The sequence below is a fragment of the Streptomyces hirsutus genome (assembly GCF_001418415.1).
In the GTDB taxonomy this organism is placed as follows: Bacteria; Actinomycetota; Actinomycetes; order Streptomycetales; family Streptomycetaceae; genus Streptomyces; species Streptomyces hirsutus.
Genome location: NZ_LIQT01000023.1, coordinates 1 through 17,143, shown reverse-complemented (window position 1 = coordinate 17,143; position 17,143 = coordinate 1). Strand labels below are relative to the sequence as shown.

At 71.3% G+C, this 17,143-nt stretch carries 13 protein-coding genes; 4 read left to right on the top strand and 9 right to left on the bottom strand.

Annotated features, from left to right (window positions below):
* The 5 genes from AOK11_RS02090 to AOK11_RS02070 all read right to left on the bottom strand — a co-directional run.
* Nucleotides 1-1,280: amidohydrolase (locus AOK11_RS02090; RefSeq protein WP_055591898.1), on the bottom strand; the 1,280-nt coding region annotated here is incomplete at its 3' end.
* 664 nt (nucleotides 1,281-1,944) lie between these two features.
* Nucleotides 1,945-3,018 carry a hypothetical protein gene (locus AOK11_RS02085; RefSeq protein WP_055591897.1) on the bottom strand — a complete coding sequence of 358 codons (1,074 nt, stop codon included), beginning with the start codon at nucleotides 3,016-3,018 and terminating at the stop codon, nucleotides 1,945-1,947.
* A gap of 47 nt (nucleotides 3,019-3,065) precedes the next feature.
* Nucleotides 3,066-4,004 carry an N-acetylneuraminate synthase family protein gene (locus AOK11_RS02080; RefSeq protein ID WP_055591896.1) on the bottom strand — a complete coding sequence of 313 codons (939 nt, stop codon included), beginning with the start codon at nucleotides 4,002-4,004 and terminating at the stop codon, nucleotides 3,066-3,068.
* 13 nt (nucleotides 4,005-4,017) lie between these two features.
* Nucleotides 4,018-5,274 (bottom strand): N-acylneuraminate cytidylyltransferase, encoded by a 1,257-nt coding sequence (locus tag AOK11_RS02075; protein ID WP_055591895.1) that lies wholly within the window; start codon nucleotides 5,272-5,274, stop codon nucleotides 4,018-4,020.
* A gap of 32 nt (nucleotides 5,275-5,306) precedes the next feature.
* Complete coding sequence (locus tag AOK11_RS02070; RefSeq protein ID WP_055591894.1) at nucleotides 5,307-6,635, bottom strand: DUF6716 putative glycosyltransferase; 1,329 nt, start codon at nucleotides 6,633-6,635, stop codon at nucleotides 5,307-5,309.
* A 198-nt stretch (nucleotides 6,636-6,833) separates the two neighbouring features.
* On the opposite strand from AOK11_RS02070, the gene AOK11_RS02065 reads away from it, so the two are divergent.
* The 3 genes from AOK11_RS02065 to AOK11_RS02055 all read left to right on the top strand — a co-directional run bounded on the left by AOK11_RS02065 (nucleotide 6,834) and on the right by AOK11_RS02055 (nucleotide 10,354).
* Nucleotides 6,834-7,814 carry a glycosyltransferase family 2 protein gene (locus tag AOK11_RS02065; RefSeq protein ID WP_055591893.1) on the top strand — a complete coding sequence of 327 codons (981 nt, stop codon included), beginning with the start codon at nucleotides 6,834-6,836 and terminating at the stop codon, nucleotides 7,812-7,814.
* Nucleotides 7,811-9,148, top strand: a complete 1,338-nt coding sequence (locus tag AOK11_RS02060; protein WP_055591892.1) for a polysialyltransferase family glycosyltransferase — start codon at nucleotides 7,811-7,813, stop codon at nucleotides 9,146-9,148. Before AOK11_RS02065 ends, AOK11_RS02060 begins: the two co-directional genes overlap by 4 nt.
* A 219-nt stretch (nucleotides 9,149-9,367) precedes the next feature.
* The gene (locus tag AOK11_RS02055) at nucleotides 9,368-10,354 is read left to right on the top strand and encodes an O-methyltransferase (protein WP_055591891.1); all 987 of its coding nucleotides are present in this window, start codon (nucleotides 9,368-9,370) and stop codon (nucleotides 10,352-10,354) included.
* A gap of 100 nt (nucleotides 10,355-10,454) precedes the next feature.
* Here the strand turns inward: AOK11_RS02055 and AOK11_RS02050 are convergent, their stop codons facing one another.
* A complete protein-coding gene (locus tag AOK11_RS02050; RefSeq protein WP_055591890.1) occupies nucleotides 10,455-12,788 on the bottom strand; it encodes a glycosyltransferase in 2,334 nt (777 codons plus the stop codon).
* A complete protein-coding gene (locus AOK11_RS02045; protein ID WP_055591889.1) occupies nucleotides 12,785-14,251 on the bottom strand; it encodes a glycosyltransferase family 29 protein in 1,467 nt (488 codons plus the stop codon). Before AOK11_RS02045 ends, AOK11_RS02050 begins: the two co-directional genes overlap by 4 nt.
* Nucleotides 14,252-14,491: 240 nt before the next feature.
* Between AOK11_RS02045 and AOK11_RS02040 the strand changes: the two genes are divergently transcribed.
* Nucleotides 14,492-15,625 carry an acyltransferase family protein gene (locus AOK11_RS02040; RefSeq protein ID WP_079034572.1) on the top strand — a complete coding sequence of 378 codons (1,134 nt, stop codon included), beginning with the start codon at nucleotides 14,492-14,494 and terminating at the stop codon, nucleotides 15,623-15,625.
* A gap of 41 nt (nucleotides 15,626-15,666) precedes the next feature.
* On the opposite strand, the gene leuE is transcribed toward AOK11_RS02040, so the two are convergent.
* Nucleotides 15,667-16,320, bottom strand: a complete 654-nt coding sequence (gene leuE, locus AOK11_RS02035; protein WP_055591888.1) for a leucine efflux protein LeuE — start codon at nucleotides 16,318-16,320, stop codon at nucleotides 15,667-15,669.
* Between the two features lie 54 nt (nucleotides 16,321-16,374).
* Entirely contained in the window at nucleotides 16,375-16,947 is a 573-nt protein-coding gene (locus tag AOK11_RS02030) for a Uma2 family endonuclease (RefSeq protein ID WP_055591887.1), read from the bottom strand.
* Nucleotides 16,948-17,143 lie beyond the last annotated feature (196 nt).

Genomic DNA, 17,143 nt, shown 5'->3' with positions numbered 1-17,143 from the left:
TCCAGGAGGGCGGCGGCGGTGAAGAGTTCGACGCCCACGGTGATGGCGTGCTCGTCGACGTCGAAGTCGCCCTGGTGCAGGTCGCGGATGGTGCGCTCGCCCGGAGGACGGACCCCGAGGCGGGCCATGGCGCCGGGGACGTGCTCCAGGTACCAGGAGAAGTCCTCGCCGCCGAGGCTCTGTTCGGTGTTCTCCACGGACTCCGCGCCGCGCCGGGCGATCATGGCGTCCCGCAGGAGTTCGGTGACGCCGGCCTCGTTGACGACCGGCGGGACTCCGCGCACGTAGTTGATCTCCGACTTGGCACGGTGCAGGTTGGCCACCTCGTCGATGGCGGCGACCACGATGTCCGGGGCCAGCCGCCAGGTCTCCAGGTCCAGGCAGCGCACGGTGCCGGACAGCTCGGCGTGCTGCGGGATGACGTTGGGCGCGTGGCCGGACTCGACCCTGCCCCAGGTGATGGCGAGCCCGCTGCGGCTGTCGACCCGCCGGCCCACCAGAGCGGGCACGTCGGTGACGACCCGGGCGGCGGCGGTGACCAGGTCGGTGGTCAGATGCGGGCGGGCGGTGTGGCCGCCGGGTCCGTCGAGGGCGATCTCGAGGCGGTCGCAGGCGGAGGTGATGGGGCCCTCGCGCAGTCCGATCCTCCCGGCGTCGACCCGGGGGTCGCAGTGCACGGCGACGATCCGTCCGACCCCGTCGAGCGCGCCGTCCAGGAGGGCGTCGGCGGCCCCGCCGGGCAGCACCTCCTCGGCGGGCTGGAAGATCAGCCGCACCGGCCGGGGCAGCAGGCCCTGACGGTGCAGTTCGGCGAGGACCAGCCCGGTGCCCAGCACGACGGTGGTGTGCACGTCGTGGCCGCAGGCGTGTGCCCGGTCGGGCACGGTGGAGCGGTACGGGCACTCGCTCTTCATGTCGGGGATGGGCAGCCCGTCGATGTCGGCCCGCAGGGCGAGTATGCCGGTGCCGGGGGCCGCTCCGGTGCCGGTGTCCGGGCCGGTGCCGGTGTCCGGGCCGGTGCCGACCGGTGTGCCGTCCATCACCCCGATGTCACAGATGACGCCGGTCCCGCTGGAGAGTACGCGCGGGGCGAGGCCGGCCCGCTCCAGCCGCTCCTTGATCGCGGCGGTCGTACGGAACTCCTGGTTGCCCAGCTCGGGGTGCATGTGCAGGTCGCGTCGGAAGGCGACGAGCTCGGCGCGCAGGACCTCGGGGAGCGTACCCGGAAGCACCGCCCCTCCGACCAGATCGACCTCGGACTCCTCGGATTCCAGTGACATCAGTTGCTTCACCCTTTGAAGGGTAGGACGCCGAAGCCCCCGACCGACCCCTGATCAAGAAAAATCAGCCTGTCAGCGGAAGAAAATCCGGCAGTCCCACGCTTAGCCGTGCTCTGTGATGGGTAAACTCGCCGCCCTTGTATGCGGACGAGCCCACACAGACCGCCGGAAGGCACGCCGCTCGCAGCGGCCGCTTCCGGCGCCGTAACTCCACCTCTCCTCGGTGTACCACGCATCGCCCGAGCCACGCGGACCGGTTCGCCTGGCGGACACGGCGGCCCGCCGTCCACGGGTGCGCGGTCGCCGTCCACGCGCACGGGTGAAAGCATCTCCGGCGTTCCGGGTTGCGCCGATGGGGTGCGGGGCCGTGCGCGCCGGCCCGCCGGAGTCCCCGGCCCACGGGGGCGGTGCGCGCCGGACCGGCGACATGACCGCCGGGGCACCGCACCCGACCGCCGCGATCACCCACGGAGGCGGCCGGTGCGTGGCACGCTGCCTCCGGTCCGGGGTCACCCGGCGGGGCGGGACCGTCGAGGAGTCCCCGGAGAACTTCCGCGAGGCCCTGGAGCCTTCCTTCGAGGACGCACCCGCCCCGAGGTCACGGAGGGGATCACCGCTCCCGTCGAAGTCCGGCGTACCGCGTGAGCCCCGGCGCCCCTCCCCCTCAGACCGCCGGCGCCACCGACACCGCCGCCAGCCGGTGCGCGTCCCGTGCCGTGCCGGTCACGTTGGACAGGAAGCCCTGGGCTCGCGGGGAGGCGTTCTCGGTGAGCCAGGCCGGGTCGATGTCGCAGACCGCGATGCGGACCTCCGTGCCGGACAGGGCCAGGGGGAGGGTGTGGACGACGGTCGACGGGAAGCTGAGGACCGTGCGGCCGATGGGGCCCCGGCGGGCGATCAGCTCCAGGGGGAGTTCGGGGCGGACGATCTCCAGGCCCGTCTCGACCGCGAGCCGGTGGAGTTTCTCGGTGCTCTCGCGGCGGTGGGCGAAGTAGCGGGTCGCGCCGTGGGCCCTGGTGAGGGAGCGGACGGCCTCGACGTAGGCGTCGGCGTCCACCACGCCGGTCTCCACCAGGGACGTGCCCACCATGTCGGCGGTCCTGGTGATGCGGGGCGGGCCGAACCGCTGCCGGGTCCAGGCGAAGGAGTTGGTGCTGACGGTGACTCCGGCCGGGATGTCGTCGACCGGCATCGAGGAGAAGACCTCCACCCGGCGCCGGCCGCCCGGGGTGAGCCTGCGCCGGGCGACACCGGAGACCGGGGCGAGGAGCAGGTCGCGGGGGCCGCGGCGGCCGCCCTTGCGGTGCCAGCGGACCAGGCGTTCGCCGCGCGCGAGCTGGCCGACGAACTCCATGGTCGCCGTGCCGTCGTCGACGACGACGAGGTCGCGGGCACGGGTGATCGTCAGCATGAGCTGCACGTACCGCGAGAAGGGGTCGCCGAGGACGACCCGGGAGGCGCGGCGCAGCAGGCCGGCCAGGCCGGCGACGGTCTGGAAGGGTGCGGTGGCTCCGCCGCGCGCCTCCTCCCAGCGGACTTCATGGCCCTCTTCGCGGGCGAGTTCGGACATGCGGCGCAACTGACCGCGTGTCATGGGGTCGACGGGGGACAGCACCACGAGGGTGAGCCCCACGCCGGGCGCATGCGCGTGCGCCCACTCCAGCACGTTCAGCAGCTGTACCGGGCTCTCGACGAAGGCGAGAGTGTGGGAGCCGGCGGTCCCGGCGCGGGGGCTCATCGACGTACGACCGTTCCCGTCGTCAGGGGAGGGTGGGTGAGGGAGGGTCAGACGGTCAGCGGCTCGCCGGCGGCCGCGGCGATCTCCGCCTCGGCGACGGCACCGGGGACCCGGCGCAGCTTCTTCATCGGGCCCAGCTCGGACTCGTAGACCTTCTTGACGCCGTCACCGAGGGAATCCTCGATGGTGCGGATGTCGCGGACCAGGCGGGTCAGACCCTGCGGTTCGACGGAGGCGGCCTGGTCGGAGCCCCACATGGCGCGGTCCAGGGTGATGTGGCGCTCGACGAACGCGGCGCCGAGGGCGACGGCGGCGAGCGTGGTCTGCAGGCCGGTCTCGTGGCCGGAGTAGCCGATCGGGACGTTCGGGTACTCCTGCTGGAGGGTGTTGATCACGCGGAGGTTCAGCTCCCCGGCCTTGGCCGGGTAGGTGGACGTCGCGTGGCAGAGCAGGATGTTCTCGCTGCCGAGCACCTCGACCGCGTGGCGGATCTGCTTCGGGGTGGACATGCCGGTGGAGAGGATGATCGTGCGGCCGGTGGCGCGCAGCGAGCGCAGCAGCTCGTCGTCCGTGAGGGAGGCGGAGGCCACCTTGTGGGCGGGGACGTCGAACTTCTCCAGGAAGGCGACGGCCTCGGTGTCCCACGGGGAGGCGAACCAGTCGATGCCCCTCTTCTTGCAGTAGGCGTCGATCTGGCGGTACTCCTCCTCGCCGAACTCCACGCGGTGGCGGTAGTCGATGTACGTCATCCGGCCCCAGGGGGTGTCGCGCTCGATGTCCCACTGGTCGCGCGGGGTGCAGATCTCGGGGGTGCGCTTCTGGAACTTGACGGCGTCGCAGCCGGCTTCGGCGGCGGCGTCGATCAGCTTGAACGCGTTCTCGATGTCGCCGTTGTGGTTGATGCCGATCTCGCCGGTGACGTACACCGGGCGGCCGGGGCCGGCTTCGCGGGAACCGAGGGTGCGGATGCGGGAGTTGGTGCTCATGACCGGTGCTTCCTTACTTGGGGAGGGAATCGAGAGAGGGGCCGAGGATCCAGCTGGCGATCTCCCGGATCGCGCCGTCGCCACCGGGGACGGTGGTGACCGCGCGCGCGGCGCCGCGTACGACGTCGTGGGCGCTCGCGACCGCCACGGGCCAGCCCACGAGGGCGAAGCACGGGAGGTCATTGACGTCGTTGCCGACGTAGAGCACGCGCTCGGGCGCGATGCCCTGTTCCTCGCACCACTGCTTCAGGGCGAGGTCCTTGCGGTCGATGCCGTGCAGCACGGGGATCTTGAGCTTGCGTGCGCGGGCGGCGACGACCGGGTTCTGTTCCGTGGACAGGACGAGCATCCTCAGTCCGCTCCTGCGCAGGGCGGCGATGCCGAGCCCGTCGCCGCGGTGCACGGAGACGAATTCCTGTCCGGCGGCGTCGATCAGCACCCTGTCGTCGGTCTGGGTGCCGTCGAAGTCGAGGACGACCGCGTCGATGTCGTCGGCGGTCGGGAGGGCGCCGGGCCGGCCCGCGTCGAAGAGCGGGGCGAGGGCGCGGGCGCGGGCGAGGTCGTGCGGGTCGTCGATCTCCAGCACGCGGGCGGGGTCGGTGCGCACGAGTTCGGTGCGGCCGAAGAAACGGTGCTGGTGCTCGCGGAAGCCGGCCGCGTCCATGGCGTAGGCGGCGCCGGTCTCCAGGAGGTCCTGGGGGCGGTCCTGGCGGCGGGGGCGGAAGGACTTGTCGTGGTTGACGCCGAAGCCGCCGCTGCCGCCGTCTCCCTGGGAGCCGGCCGGCTCCTCGCCGGCCGCGTCCCGCCAGACGAAGCCGTGGAACGGGGCGACGGTCACGGCCGTGTCGGCGCCCTGCGCGGCGACCGCGCCGGCCACGCCGTCGATGTCCTCGCGGATCAGGAAGGGGCTGGTGCACTGGACCAGCAGGACGACGTCCACCCGGTCGCCGTGCAGCGCCTCGTGGGCGTCCATGGCGTGCAGGACGGCCGCCTCCGAGGTGGCGAGGTCGCCCGCGATGGCGGCGGGGCGCATCACGATCTCGGCGCCGGCCTGCCGGGCGGCGGCCGCGATGGCCTGGTCGTCGGTGGAGACCACGACGTCCGTGACATGGCGCGCCGCGCGGCATTCGCGGACGGCGCGGGTCACCAGGGGCGCGCCGCCGACCGGCGCGAGGTTCTTCGCGGGCACGCCCTTGGAGCCGCCGCGCGCGGGGATCACGGCGAGCACGCGGCGTACCGGGGTGCCCTGGCCCTCTTGCGGTCGGGACATGGGATCAGCTCCTTGAGCAGGAAGGGAGGCGCTCACAGCTCGCCCATCCGACGGATCACCGGGGCCACCCGCTGGACGCCGTGGCGGTAGGCGCCGCGCGCCGCGCGGCGCACGATCTGCCGGACCGGTCCGGGCTCCTTGCCGGCGGCGGGGGTGCCGGGCAGCGGGGTGCCGTCCGGGCCGAGGTGATGGCGGGCGAGCAGGCCGGGCAGGTAGCCGGGCGCGGTGACGGGCGTGTAGTACGGGGCCGGCGGGGGCAGGTCGCCGGGGCGGTCGAGCAGCTCGGCGATGCGGGCGCGGGCGGTGTCGAAGGCCCTGCCGTACGCTTCTCCCCCGGCGGCCACGCCCTGCCGGGACACCCACTCCTCGTCCGGCACGGGCCGGTGGCCGGCGTCGAGCTGGTCCCAGGAGGCGAGGCAGCCGGAGCCGACGAAGTGGTGGTTGCCGAGCGCCTCGCGTACGCCGAGGTCGGTGAGGACCGCGGTCGGGATGCGGCGGTGCAGGGATTCCAGGGCGGCCGTGGAGCTCACCGTGACCAGCAGGTCGGTGCGGTCCAGGACTTCGCCCATGTGCCCGTACACCAGGCGGAAGTTGGCCGGCGGGTCGAGCCGCTGGACCAGTTTCTGGTACGGCAGTTCCTCGATGTGCGTGGTGTGTTCGCCCGGCTTGGAGCGCAGCTTGAGCAGTACCTCGCGCTCGGGGTGCCGGCGGGCGTGCTCGACCAGCCGGTTCAACAGGTAGGTACGGTCCCGGCGGTTCTCCGGTACGGAGGGCTGGGCGGCGAAGACGACCGTGCGGGGGTCGTGCTCGCCGGTGTAGGCGGCCCCGCCGAGGAACGGCAGCGCGACCTCCGTCACCGAGCCGGCGTCGGCGCCCACGCCTTCGTACACGGCGCGGAAACGGTCCGCGTCCTGACGGGAGTTGGCGAGGACGAGGTCGGCCCCGTGGCGCAGCAGCAGGCCGTCGGCGAGCTTCTCGTAGACGACGCCGACATATCCGGTGACGACGACGGGCCGCTTCGCCCGGTCGGCTGCGGTGTCCTCCCAGACGCGCCCGAGCCCGTGCAGCATCGCCTGCACCCCGCCGCCGACCAGCGCGAGGACCAGGATGTCGTACGACTCCTCGCGCATGGCGTGCAGGAACTGGACCGCGGTCACCTCGTGGAGGGCGTCCGCCCGGACGCCGACCTCGTCGAGCTGACGGGCGGTGGGAGTCGCACGGCCCCGCAGGAGATAACCGTCCAGACGGATGTCCGAATGCTCCGGGGCAATGCGGTTCGCGGTGAGCGCGCCCCATTTCCACCGGGTGTCGGAATCCGCGAGAACGGCTGCTCGCAGGGACTTCGTTGCACTTGCTGGCACAACGAAGACGTTAGGAAGTAATTCCCAGGAGCGGCCCAACCCGAATCCAACAAATGGTTAACAGCAGATCGCCGAATGGGGGATCGACCCGCCCGCTCTCCGGAAAAATGTTCGCTTCACTGCTTCGCCACGCGTCGTTCACCCCGTATCAAGGTGCGGGTAAAGACGAATGACGGGCCGCCCCCTAACGTCGAAGACGTGCTCAAGCTCTCCGTCATCGTGCCGTTCTACAACGTGCGCCCATACGTCCCCGATGCCCTGCGAAGTCTGCGCGCCAACGCGCGGGACGACTTCGAATTCATTCTCGTCGACGACTGCTCGACCGACGGGACCGCGGACCTCCTCGCGCGTGCCGAACGCGAACTGCCGGGGGCGGTGCTGGTCGGCCACGAGAAGAACGGTGGCCTGGCGACCGCCCGCAACACCGGCATCGACCGGGCCCGCGGCGAGTACCTGACCTTCCTCGACGGTGACGACTGGCTGGCGCCCGGCCACTACGCCCGGCTGGTCTCCGCGATCGAGAAGCTGGACTGCGACTTCGTCCGCACCGACCATGTGCAGTGCACCGCGCGGGCCCGCACCGTGCACCGCGTCCCGCACGGCCGGCGCAATGTCGCGCTGAACCCGCGCGACGCGATCCTCCCCTCCCACCGGACCACCTCCGTCGACTACGCCTACGCCTGGGCGGGCATCTACCACCGCAGGCTCGTCGAGCGCGGCGTGCTGCACTTCACCGACGGGCTGCGCACCGCCGAGGACCGGCCCTGGATCTGGAAGCTGCACCGGGAGGCGGAGTCCTTCGCGGTGACCGGCCTCCTCGGTGTCTTCTACCGGCGCGGGGTCTCCTCGTCGCTCACCCAGATCGGTGACGCCCGGCAGCTCGACTTCATTCGCGCGTTCGACCAGGTGATCGAGGAGACCGCGCGGGACGCCGATGCGGCGGCCCTGCTGCCGAAGGCCGTGCGCACGTATTGCGCCATCATTTCCCACCACCTGGGAACCATCGAAAGGTTCGAGCCCCCCGTGGCACGACAGCTGAAGGCGATGAGCACCGCCGCACTGCGGCGCATGCCGCAGGACGTACTCAACGACGCACTCGGCTCGATGGACGCCGAGCGCGCCGGCCGGCTGCGGAGGCTGCGCCGCCGCCCCGTGCCGGCCGCGGAGGTCGCCGCGTGACCACGCAGATCTTCATGGCGTCGACCCTGTACGGCACGGCCACGCTCGCCGCCGCCCTGGACTCCGGCTGCTTCGCGCCCGCCGACCGGCGGATCCTGCTGGTCTCCAACAACGCGACGACGCCCGAGACCACGCCCGCCGTCGACGAGATGCCCGGGTTCGAGCGGCTGCGGTCCCGGTTCGACGACGTGCTGTCCTGGAACGAGGCCGTCTTCCCGTTCCACCCCGGCGGTTGGGCGCCGCGCCTGGAGGACGCTCCCCTGTGGGAACGGTATCTGCGGCTGCTCTGGGACCTGGGCGACGACGACCTGGCCCTCGCCGTGGAGTCCATCCAGGTCAACCCGGCCCTCGGAGTGACGCAGATCTTCACCGACGCGCCCGTCACCGTCTACGCGGACGGCCTGATGAGCTACGGCCCCACCCGCAACAAGCTCGACCCGCTGGTCGGCACCCGGGTGGAGCGGCTGCTCCACCTCGACCTGGTGCCGGGGCTCGAGCCGCTGCTGCTCACCGAGTTCGGGGTGGCGCCGGAGGTGGTGGCGACCCCGGCGTTCACCAAGGTGCTGGCCGAACTGGTCGACACCGGCGGCGAGCTGCCGGACGTGACGGGGCCCGCGCTGCTGCTGGGCCAGTACCTGTCCGCGCTGAACATCCTCTCCGCCGAGGAGGAGGAGAACCTTCATGTGCGGATGCTGAAGGGCGCGGTGAAGCTGGGTCACAGCCGCGTGGTGTTCAAGCCGCACCCCACGGCCCCGGCGCGCTTCACCCACACCCTGGAGGAGGAGGCCGAGCGGCTCGGCGTCGGTCTCACGGTGGTGGACGCCCCGGTCCTGGCCGAGGTGCTGTACCAGCGGATGCGTCCGGCCCTGGTCGTCGGCTGCTTCTCCACCGCCCTGCTGACCGCGTCCGCCCTGTACGGGCTGCCGGTCGCCCGGGTCGGCACCGGGACTCTGCTGGACCGGCTGACGCCGTTCGAGAACAGCAACCGCGTCCCGGTCACCATCGTCGACGCGCTGCTGCCGGAGCCGACGGACGGGGCGGCGGTCGCCGAGGGGCGCGGGCGCATGGCCGCCGAGGCGCTCGGCGACCTCGTACGGGCCGTCGGGTTCACGATGCAGCCGAAGATCCTGCCGGCGCTGCGGTCCGAGGCCGAGCGCTACCTGTCGACGCGACTGGACGACGACACCCGGCGCTACTTCAAGAAGAAGCGGCTGGCGTCCCTCGGGCTGCCCGGCGGGGTGCCGCCCCAGCTGGGGTTCCTGCCGCGCAACGCCACGGTCCGGAAGGTCGCGCGCAGGGCGCGCAGGCTGCGCCGGGCGATGGCCCGCCGCTGAGCACACGCCCGTCCGCCCCGCCCTCGGCCGAGCGGGGCGGGGCAGACGGGCCGGGCGGACGGGCGGGGCGCCTCCCTGAGTGAACGGCGAGCGAAGGCCATGGAAAGCCCGAGTGACAGCCAGTCAACTCCATGGATTCCATGGTGAACTGGCAGTCACACCCATAGGATCACCACGCTTGCCGCCCTTCTCCGGCGTCACCCCACCCGTGAGGCATCCATGACGAACATCGGCCGGCTCTACTCGCTCCTCGACGATGTCCGCCTGCCGGACACCCTCCCCTACTCCCAGGTCAGCACCTGGGAACTGCGGTTCCTCTATCTACTGGGACGCCATCACCTCACGGGCGAGGACCGACTGGTCGAACTGGGGTCCGGTGGCGGTGGTTCCACCTATGCCCTCGCGCTCGGGCTGCGCGAGAGCCCCGTCTTCGACGAGCGCCGGGGGCGGCTGCACGCGTACGACTTCTTCCGCGTCGGCAAGGGCACCTTCGCGACGGAGAAGTTCTTCACCTCCGGCAGCAAACCGGCCGAGGACGATTCCTTCCTGGACGACTTCCGCGGACGCCTCGAACCGTTCCTGCCGTTCCTGGAGATCCACGCGGGCGACCTCTGGAAGACCTCGGACCCCGAGGACACCAGCCCCGTCGAGTTCCTGCACATCGACATCGCCAAGACCCCCCGGGTGTTCCGCTGCGTGACCGAGCGGTTCCTGTCCCGGCTGCGGCCCGGCTCGGTCGTCCTGCACCAGGACTTCGCCGGGCCCCGGCTGCCGTGGCTGCACCACAGCACGGGCGCGCTGCTGCCGTACATCGAGATCGCCGGACCGCCGATCCGCTCCACGCTCGCCTTCGAGGTGGTCCGGCCGATCCCCGAGGACGTGCTGAAGTCCATCGCGGAGGACACCTGCTCCGTCGACGAGAAGCTGGCGCTCATCTCCGCCGTCCAGGAACGGATCGACCGCGACCACACCGGCGGCATCCCGTTCAAGTCGGTCCTGGAGTTCTCCAAGGCCTACGTCGCCCACTACGCCGGCGACCACCGGCGGGCGTGGTCGCTGGCCGAGCCGCTGATCGACGACGCGTACCTGAGCCGTACCCGCGCCGACCACTTCGAGCAGCTGCGCAAGGCGTACGACGAGGACCGGGCGAAGAACGGCGGCGGTTCGCGGCTGTCCCGGCTGATGAGGAAGGCCCTGGGCCGCTGAGTCCGCGGGCCCGGCGTGAAGCGCGCGGCACGCGGCACGCGTGAGCCCCCGCGGCCCGTCCCCCAGCGTCCTGGGACCGGCCGCGGGGGCTCCCCCCGTCTCACTCGCCGAGGATCGCCCTCAGGTCGGCGGCGTTGGCCTCGGTGACCTTCCACAGCGACTGCTGACGCTCGTGGACGTCGGCGACGGTCGCCGCGTGACGGTCCAGGATGCCGGTCGCCCGCTCGGTGAGCACGGCGCCCAGGTTCCTGTCGTGCACGGAGACACCCCACTCGGGGCGCTCGATGTCGGCCAGGAAGTACGCCATCTTCGGGTGCGAGATCAGGCTGATGATCGGCGTGCCCACGCCGAACGGGATCATCCCGGCGTGCCCGCGCATGCCGATGACGAGGCGGGTCCTCGCGTACAGGTCCCGGATCCCGTCGTTGTCGAAGTCGTACATCGGGATCACCGGCAGCGAGATGCCGTGCTCGCGGCGCAGGTCGAAGGCGATCCGCTCGTCGTCCAGCGAGTGCGCCACGCAGCGGACCTCGGTGTGCGCGCCGATGCCGCGCACGGCCTTGGCGATCTCCGCGAGGAAGTGCCCGTAGTCGTGTCCGAAGCGCAGGCCCGCCCGGTCGTAGGCGGCGTTCAGCAGGACGGTGTCCTCGCGCTCGGCCGGGTCCGTCCAGCCTTGCACCAACTGGCGGCTGACCGTGGTGGGGCAGGGCTGGAAGCGGACCTTGTCGTGCAGGTGGTCCGGGAGCATGGCCCGCACCTTGGCGATGGAGCCGTGGTTGCGCAGCCCGAAGAACGAGGACTTCTCCACCAGCAGGCGCAGGCTCTCGCGGAACCGCCCGGCCCGGTACGACTGGCCGTCGAAGGCGTTGAAGCCGACCGCGTACACCATGATCGGCACGTCGACGGCGCGCAGGTGTGCGTCGGGCACGTTCCACTGCCAGGCGCTGTTGCCGTTGGGCATGGTGTCCGGGATGAACAGTCCGCCGCCGCCGATGACCAGGCCGCGCCGGGCGTTGACCCGCTCCAGGGCGGCCTGGTCGAACAGCCGGTGGGCGTGCACGGAGTGCCAGCGGCGGGAGGTGGTGTCCGGGCCGAAGCCCAGGCGGACGGTCTCGGGGAGCAGCTTGTCGCCGGCGTTGCCCTGGCGGTCCATGTAGAAGGCGACGTGCGCCAGCTGGTCCTCGGCGCCGCCCAGCTCCTGCTCGGGTACGGAGGCGGCACGCTGGGCCCACAGCCGGCTCGAGCGGTGGGTGGGGTCGACGGAGATGCCGGCGGTGGCGTGCCGCAGCGACTCGGCGTCGTCGCCGTGCACCCAGGCCATCTGGGCGAGCCGGGCGTAGGCGGTCGCGGCCCGGTTGGGGGCGGCGGCGGCGAGCAGCAGCCGGGCCTTGGCCTCCTCGTGGCGCGAGACGCTCATCAGGGCGTGCCCGAGCACCTCGTGCGGCCAGGCCTCGTCGAGCGGGATGTGCACGCCGCTCAGGATGTCGACGGCGTCCTGGTAGTCGCCGGCCGCGATGTGCGCGGCGGCCACCTTGCGGGCGCTCTCGACGTCACCGGTGCGTGCGACGTGCGGGGTCCCGAGGTGCACCAGCAGGTCGTGGTGGAGGGCGCCGGACCGGGCCAGGTAGGCGGCCTGGAACTCGGCGTCGGACAGCTCGAACTCGCGCCAGCGGTCCTCCGCCTGCCCGTATCCGGCCTCGCCGCCCTGCCAGGGTTTGTGGCGGCCGGTGAAGTGCAGGATCGCGGTGTCGTCGGGGACCGGCAGGTCGCCGGACAGGCGCCGCTTGACGAAGTTGTAGCGGGCGTCGAGGCGGACGAAGTCGCCGTCCAGGACGGCGTTGAGGATGCCCTGGTCGTGCTTGTCGAGCTCGTAGTCGCCGCTGCGTCCGGTCGCGTCCAGCTCGGCGCAGAACGCGTCGCTGAGGTACTCGCGCTGGATGACCAGCAGCCCGGAGTTCAGCTTGTGCTGCCCGTAGAAGAACTGCGGGACGGCCGCCAGGCCCTCGCGCAGCCGCAGCAGTTCACCGAGGTCGCCGAGGACGACCATGTCGGTGTCGAGCGTGATGACGGTGTCGTACTCACGGAGCCGGAAGACGTCGAGGATGAAGTACGCCTTGCGGACCAGGTAGTTGTCCTGGTCGCCCTTCTTGTACGTGTCGTAGTGCTCGGTGTTCACCCGGCGCAGCACGATCCGCGGGTGCAGGGCGCGGATCCTGGCGATGGAGCCGGGCCGCAGGTCGTCGTGGAGCACGACGAAGTCCTCGCACACGCCCGGGTTGGACAGCGCGAGGCTGCGCAGCAGGGCGAGGAAGCCGGGCAGGTAGTTCTCGTCGACGTAGGCGGCGAAGGCGACGCGGCGCTTGCCGGTGAGCGCGTCCGACGAGAGGGCCGGTACCGGGGAGGCCGTGGTCGCGGCCCCGGGGGTGATGGTCATCGCAGGGATATCCTCATGTCGGTCACTCGCTGGGCCCGCTGCATGACCCATTCCTTCTCGCTGGTGTACTCGTGCACGGAGGTGATCGGCATCTTCATGGCTTCGGGCACGCGGTAGGCGCCGCTCTCGTAGAAGTCGAAGCCGATCAGGTCGAGCGTGGGGCTGACGTCCAGGAAGTCCAGCAGAAACAGCATGTTGAAGCCGGTGGTCGGAATGCCCGACCAGACGTCGGAGCCGAGCTTGCCGATGGTGCGCACGGGCCAGCGCAGCGACTCGTCGCCGAGGTGTCGCTGGGCGCCGGGCACCAGGCGGTTGCGCAGGGAGTGCTTCCAGTCGCCGGAGACACCGCCGAACACGAGCCGGGTGGTGACCGGCTGGTCCCAGTTGAAGCCGTGCTTGTGGATGGTGGCGTGGATGTCGGTGCGCCCGCCGGTGTGCTTCTCGTCGATGCGGTACGAGTTGAAACGGACCACCAGGTCGTAGGCGTCGATCTCGGCGCCCATCGAACTGGCGCCCACTCGACCGGAGTTGGCGATGAGGCAGATGGACTTGCCGGCGATCAGGTTGCGGAACTCGCCGAGGCTGACCCACTGCACGCCGCCGATGGTGGGGTCGGCGACGGGGCCGCGCATCCGGTTGCGGCGCTGCTCGGCGTAGAGGGCCAGGACCTCGGTGAGCGCGGGCAGGTCGGCGTCGCCGCGCGCGGAGCGCAGCTCCAGGTACTGGCCGAGCAGTTCCTGCCGGTCGGCGACCGGCGCCTGCCCGGCGGCCAGTGCGAGGAGCGCTCCCACCATGCGCGGCTCGGCCTCGGACCAGTCCCCCGCGGCGTGCGCGGCCAGGCCCTCGGCCCACACGTCGGTGGCGGGGCCGCCGGCGAACCGCTCGGCGCGCGGGCACTGGCGCCGCAGCAGGGCCAGCAGTTCCCGGTCCTTCTCCCCGGCGACACGCAGTCCGGCGATCTTCGCGGAGACGCCGAATCCGTCGCTGTCGGTGAGGCCCAGGTACCGCTCGTAGGCGGGTACGGCCTCGGTCTCGTCGCCGAGGGCCTCCATCAGCCGGGCGCGCAGCCGCCAGCCGGCGCGGGAGTTCTTGCGCTGGGCCAGGACGGTGTCGCTGATGACCAGGGCGAGGTCCAGCTCGTCGTCGTAGCCGCATTCCAGGGCCTTGTTGGCGACGGCGAGCAGGGCGTCCAGCACGTCGTTGGGGATGCCGGCGGCGGGGGCCGACGCGCCCTTGACGACCCGCTTGAGGCGGGCGGCGGCACCGCTCGGCGCGACCGGTGCGGCGGTGGGGGCGTCACCGGTGGTGACCACGACGAGCAGCCTGCGGAGCTGCTCGGCGAGTTCGATGCGGCGGCGGTCCACACTGCCGACGAGTTTTCCGCTGTGCACCGCGCAGGCACGCAAGCAGTCGTCCAGCTCCCCTCCGCGCACACGTGCCCGTCTGTTCTGAACCGTCGTCATGGCACTCCTGTTTTGCCGAACCAGCTGCGCGCGCGCTCCGCGACAGCATGGGTTGCGTTTTCTTCCACGCAAGGGGGATGTCCGGAGAATTTAGAAAGCCAAAACGACATCCAGGTGAACTCATCTCTACCGGGCAGGGAATCGTTGGTCCGGCGTTCGGTTGCTCTCCGTCCATCGCACTAGCGTGCTGGCGTACCCGCGGCCGAATCCGGCCGGAATCATGAAACCCAGGGGTTTTCCTTGACCAGCACGCTCGCTCGTCCGGTGCCCGAAGCGACCCGGCCGACGGAGACGGAAAAGCCGCACGGGCGTCCCCGGTTGCGCGCCCTGGACGGACTGCGGCTGGTCGCCGCGCTGATGGTGGCGGCCTATCACTACGGCGGGCGCGGCGGCGATGTCACCACTGCCTGGGGAAGCTCCCCGAAGGACCAGTTCCCCACCCTTCACGAGTACTTCGCCTACGGCTGCCTCGGCGTCCAGATCTTCTTCGTGATCAGCGGATTCGTCATCTGCATGAGCGGCTGGGGCAGGCCGCTGCGGTCGTTCTTCGCCTCCCGCGCCTCCCGGCTGCTGCCCGCCTACTGGGCGGCGGTCCTCCTCGTGACGGCGGTGTTCGCCCTGCCGGTGGTCGTCCACGAGGCCGTCTCGCCGAGCGACGCCCTGGTGAACCTGACGATGCTCCAGCAGCCGCTCGGCGTGGACCGGGTGCTGGGGGTGTGCTGGACGCTGTGGGCGGAGGTCCGCTTCTACGCGCTGTTCGCCCTGTTCGTGGTGATGCCCGGGGCGAGCCGGCAGCGGGTGATCCTCTTCTGCGCGCTGTGGACCCTGGGGGCGGCGATCGCGGAGGGCGCGAACGAGCCGCTGCTCGACCTCGTCCTGATGCCGGAGTACGCGCCGTTCTTCGTCGGCGGTGTCGGCCTGTACCTCGTCCACCGCGACCGCAAGGACGTGTACGCCTGGGGCATCGTCGGGGTGAGCTGGCTGATCGGCCAGCACTACGCGGTCCAGGACCTGTGGCACGCGCCGAGCGCGGACGCCTTCTCCCACAGGACCTCGTTCGGCATCATCCTGGTCGTGACGCTCGGCTTCGCCGCGGTCGCCGCCATCGCGCTGGGCCTACTGGACCGGGCGAACTGGCGCTGGCTGACCGTCGCGGGCGCCCTCACCTACCCGTTCTACCTGGTCCACGAGCACCTGGGCTGGGTGGTCATCCACGGCCTGCACCGCGGCCTCGGCATCGGCTCGGCGGGGACCTTCGCGCTCACGATCGCGGCGATGCTGCTGCTGGCCCGGCTGCTGAACCGGTACGTGGAGGAGACGCTGACGCCGGTGTTGCGGGCCCGGCTGTCCAAGCCGCCGTCCAAGCGACGCTGACCCCTGGGGCCGCCCGCTGTGAACCGGGCGGCCCTGCGTCCCTACGCGCCGGCCAGCGACAGCTTCGCCGCGAAGCCCAGGAACAGGGCGCCCGCCGCCGAGGTGGCGCCCGCCGACAGAACCCGGCGGCGGCGGAAGGCGGCGGCGAGCCTGGTGCCACCGAAGATGAGCGCGCTCAGGTAGAGCACGCTGGCGATCTGCGCGAAGACGCCGAGGACGACGAAGGAGAGCGCCGGGTAGGCGTAGGCCGGGTCGACGAACTGCACGAAGAAGGAGATGAAGAACAGGATCGCCTTGGGGTTGAGCAGGCTGATGACCAGCGCCCTGCGGTACGGCCGCTCCATCGGGGCCGCGTCGGCCGCGACCGTCTCGGGGCCGCTCTGCTCGCGCCGGGTCCGCCACATGCCCCAGGCGGCGCGCAGCATGCCGATCGCGAGCCAGGTCAGATAGCCGGCGCCCGCGTACTTCACGATGCCGAACAGCACGGCGTTCCCCTGGAGCAGCGAGGCGACGCCCGCGGCGGACAGCGTCATCAGCACGGCGTCCCCGCACCAGACTCCGGCCGCCGCCCTGTAGCCGACCCGCACCCCGCGCCGGGCGGCGACGGACAGGACGTACAGGGAGTTGGGGCCGGGCAGCAGCACGATGAGGATCAGGCCGGCCAGGTAGGTGGGGAGGTCGATGACACCGAACATGAAAAGGAGTGTCGCACGGGGTACCACACTCGGATTCGGCTGTCCGGAGTTCGGTCAGTCGTCGCCGTCCAGGAGGGTGTCGACGGACAGGTCGAGGGTGATCCCGACGGACTCCGGGGCGGGGACGGACCGGCCCCGCTCGAAGTGCCGGGGGTCGGGGTACTTTCCGTCCTTCGGGTCGGTGTAGAGCAGGACCTCGTCGTGGTGGCGGTCCGCGACGAGATAGGCCGGGATGCCCGCCTTGGCGTAGATCCCGACCTTGATGGCCGTGTCGTTGGACCAGTTGGTGGAGGTCACCTCCAGCACCAGGCGGAAGACGTGCGGCGCGTAGCAGTTCTTCTCCACGAGCGCGTCCCTGTAGTCGTCATCGACCACGGAGAAGTCGGGGACCGCGTAGTCGTCGGGTCCCGTCGGCAGCCACAATCCGATGCCACCGATGTATCTGAGTCCCGCCTGCCTGGCTCCGATCCGCGAGAACTCCTCGATGAGCCAGGTCAGCGACTCCTGGTGCGGACCATCCGGCGGCGGTGTCACGACGATGCTCCCGTTGAGGATCTCTACCCGGTGGCCGGGCAGCTCCTCCCAGAGATGGTCAGCAGCATCGGCAAGCGACGACTCGTGCAGCATCACAGCCACGGCACCCTCCTTACGGGAACACCCTCCACGAGCCTAACCGGGGATGTGCCGTTTTCATCCTCGATTACCCATTTGAGGCAATGGCCCAGGTCAGAAGGCGTCCGAAGGCACGTAAGCCCCCCACACCTCCCGCAGCGCGTTGCACACCTCGCCCACCGTCGCCCGCGCGCGCAGGGCGTCCTTCATC

Coding starts and splice junctions, on each gene's coding strand:
- AOK11_RS02030 (WP_055591887.1), bottom strand. CDS start 16,947: ATGCTGCACGAGTCGTCGCTTGCCGATGCTGCTGACCATCTCTGGGAG.
- leuE (WP_055591888.1), bottom strand. CDS start 16,320: ATGTTCGGTGTCATCGACCTCCCCACCTACCTGGCCGGCCTGATCCTC.
- AOK11_RS02075 (WP_055591895.1), bottom strand. CDS start 5,274: ATGTCCCGACCGCAAGAGGGCCAGGGCACCCCGGTACGCCGCGTGCTC.
- AOK11_RS02050 (WP_055591890.1), bottom strand. CDS start 12,788: ATGACCATCACCCCCGGGGCCGCGACCACGGCCTCCCCGGTACCGGCC.
- AOK11_RS02085 (WP_055591897.1), bottom strand. CDS start 3,018: ATGAGCCCCCGCGCCGGGACCGCCGGCTCCCACACTCTCGCCTTCGTC.
- AOK11_RS02080 (WP_055591896.1), bottom strand. CDS start 4,004: ATGAGCACCAACTCCCGCATCCGCACCCTCGGTTCCCGCGAAGCCGGC.
- AOK11_RS02045 (WP_055591889.1), bottom strand. CDS start 14,251: ATGACGACGGTTCAGAACAGACGGGCACGTGTGCGCGGAGGGGAGCTG.
- AOK11_RS02055 (WP_055591891.1), top strand. CDS start 9,368: ATGACGAACATCGGCCGGCTCTACTCGCTCCTCGACGATGTCCGCCTG.